General features: G+C 46.1%; 1 protein-coding gene. It reads left to right on the top strand.

Annotated features, from left to right (window positions below; genetic code table 11):
* Nucleotides 1–2,839: DNA-directed RNA polymerase subunit beta (gene rpoB / locus A3738_RS19610; RefSeq protein WP_068763797.1), on the top strand; the 2,839-nt coding region annotated here is incomplete at both ends.

The following is a 2,839-nucleotide window of genomic DNA, read 5'->3' as shown; positions in this document are numbered from 1 at the left end:
GTTCTCCGGGTGTGTTCTTCGATCACGATAAAGGTAAAACTCACTCATCAGGCAAGTTGCTTCATAGTGCTCGAGTGATTCCATATCGTGGTTCTTGGTTAGACTTCGAATTCGATCCAAATGACAACGTGTTCGTTCGTATTGACCGTCGTCGTAAGCTTCCAGCAACAATCTTGATGCGTGCTCTAGGTCTAAGCTCGCAAGAGATCTTGGATATGTTCTTCGACACTGGTCGTTTTGAATTGTCAGCAGACAGCTTCAAACTCGAACTTGTTCCTTCACGTTTGCGTGGCGAAATCGCAACGTTTGACATCAAAGATCCTGACGGTGAAGTGATTGTTGAAGAAGGGCGTCGAGTTAACGCCAAGCAAATTCGTAAGCTTGAGAAATTAGGCGGCGCGCTTGAAGTTCCTAAAGAATACCTATACGGCAAGGTATTAGCGAAAGATATCATCAATGAAGATACTGGTGAGCTAGTTGCTAGCTGTAATACAGAAATTACAGAAGAAGTCGTTGATGCATTAGTTGCGGCGGGTATCGAAAGCATTGAGACGCTTTACACTAACGAACTTGATTGTGGCTCGTTTATCTCTGATACCTTGCGTATTGACCCTACGAATACTCAATTAGAAGCCTTGGTAGAAATCTATCGTATGATGCGCCCAGGCGAGCCACCGACTAAAGAGTCTGCTGAGAATTTATTCGGTAACCTGTTCTTTACATCTGAGCGCTATGATCTTTCGGCAGTTGGCCGTATGAAGTTCAATCGTCGTCTTGGGAGAGCTGAAGAGACGGGCGAAGGCGTTCTTGATAATCAAGATATCATCGATGTGTTGCGTACCTTGATCGACATTCGTAATGGTAAAGGCGAAGTTGATGATATCGATCACCTTGGTAACCGACGTATCCGTTCTGTTGGTGAAATGGCTGAAAACCAATTCCGCGTAGGTCTTGTGCGTGTTGAGCGAGCTGTACGTGAGCGCTTGAGCATGGCTGAGTCTGATGGCTTGATGCCACAAGATTTAATTAATGCAAAACCAGTTGCTGCAGCAGTCAAAGAGTTCTTTGGTTCTAGCCAGTTGTCTCAGTTCATGGACCAAAACAACCCTCTATCTGAGGTAACGCATAAGCGTCGTGTCTCTGCGCTTGGCCCAGGTGGTTTGACGCGTGAGCGTGCAGGATTCGAAGTACGTGACGTACACCCGACTCACTATGGTCGTGTTTGTCCAATCGAAACGCCTGAAGGTCCGAACATCGGTTTGATCAACTCGTTAGCAACTTATGCGCGTACTAACTCATATGGTTTCCTTGAGTCGCCTTATCGTAAAGTTGTTGATGGTCATGTTACCGACGAAATCGAATACTTATCTGCAATCGAAGAAAGTGGTTATGTTATCGCACAGGCAAGCGCTGTTGTTGATGATGGAAATAACCTTACAGAAGAATTGGTAACTGTTCGTCATAAGAACGAAACCACAGTAATGCCTCCAGAAAAAGTTAATTACATGGACGTGTCACCACGTCAGGTTGTATCTGTTGCGGCATCACTTATCCCATTCTTAGAGCACGATGATGCGAACCGTGCATTGATGGGATCGAACATGCAGCGTCAGGCAGTTCCTACATTACGTTCAGATAAGCCTCTTGTTGGTACCGGTATCGAGCGCATCGTGGCGCAAGACTCAGGTGTTTGTGTCGTGGCTGATCGTGGCGGTGTTATTGAGAGCGTTGACGCTGGTCGTATCGTTGTTCGGGTTCATGATGACGAGGTAGACGCGGGCGACGCAGGCGTAGATATCTACAACCTAACTAAGTATGTACGTTCTAACCAAAATACTTGCATCAATCAAAAGCCACTTGTGCGTCAAGGTGACTCTGTTGCGCGTGGTGACGTGATGGCAGACGGCCCTTCAGTAGATATGGGTGAGCTGGCGCTAGGTCAGAATATGCGTATCGCATTCATGCCTTGGAACGGTTACAACTTCGAAGACTCGATTCTAGTATCTGAGCGAGTTGTCCAAGAAGATCGCTTCACAACTATCCACATTCAAGAGTTAACGTGTGTTGCGCGTGACACGAAGTTGGGTAGTGAAGAGATTTCTGCTGATATTCCAAATGTTGGTGAAAGTGCGTTATCTAAATTAGATGAATCAGGCATTGTTTATATCGGTGCTGAGGTTGGCCCGGGCGACATCCTAGTTGGTAAGGTGACGCCAAAAGGTGAAACGCAATTAACTCCTGAAGAGAAGTTGCTACGTGCGATCTTTGGTGAAAAAGCATCAGACGTAAAAGATACGTCATTGCGTGTATCCACCGGAACGCGCGGTACGGTTATCGATGTTCAGGTATTTACGCGTGATGGCGTTGAGAAAGATCAGCGTGCACTTGATATCGAAAACTCACAGCTTGATAAGTTCCGTAAGGATCTTAAAGATGAGTATCGTATCTTGTTGGGTGCAACGTATGAACGTCTCACTGCTGCATTAGATGGTCAGGCAATTGTGTCTGCTCCAGGTCTTAAGAAGGGCGATACGCTTTCTCAAGATTATTTGGCAGCCCTTGAAGCGTCAGATTGGTTTAAGATCCGTTTGGCTGATGACGATTTGAACGAACTTCTTGAGAAGGCGGAAGCATCTCTTGAAGAGCGTAAGAAAGAGCACGAAGAGCGTTTTGAAGTGAAGAAACGCAAGCTTCAAACGGGTGATGATTTGGCGCCTGGCGTACTCAAGATCGTTAAGGTTTATGTTGCGATTAAACGTCGCATCCAGCCTGGTGATAAAATGGCTGGCCGTCATGGTAACAAAGGTGTTATCTCGGTCATCATGCCTGTTGAAGATAT

This window comes from Oleiphilus sp. HI0066, assembly GCF_001635725.1.
The sequence above is the reverse complement of the archived record's forward strand: the minus strand, read 5'-3'. Positions and strand labels throughout refer to the sequence as shown.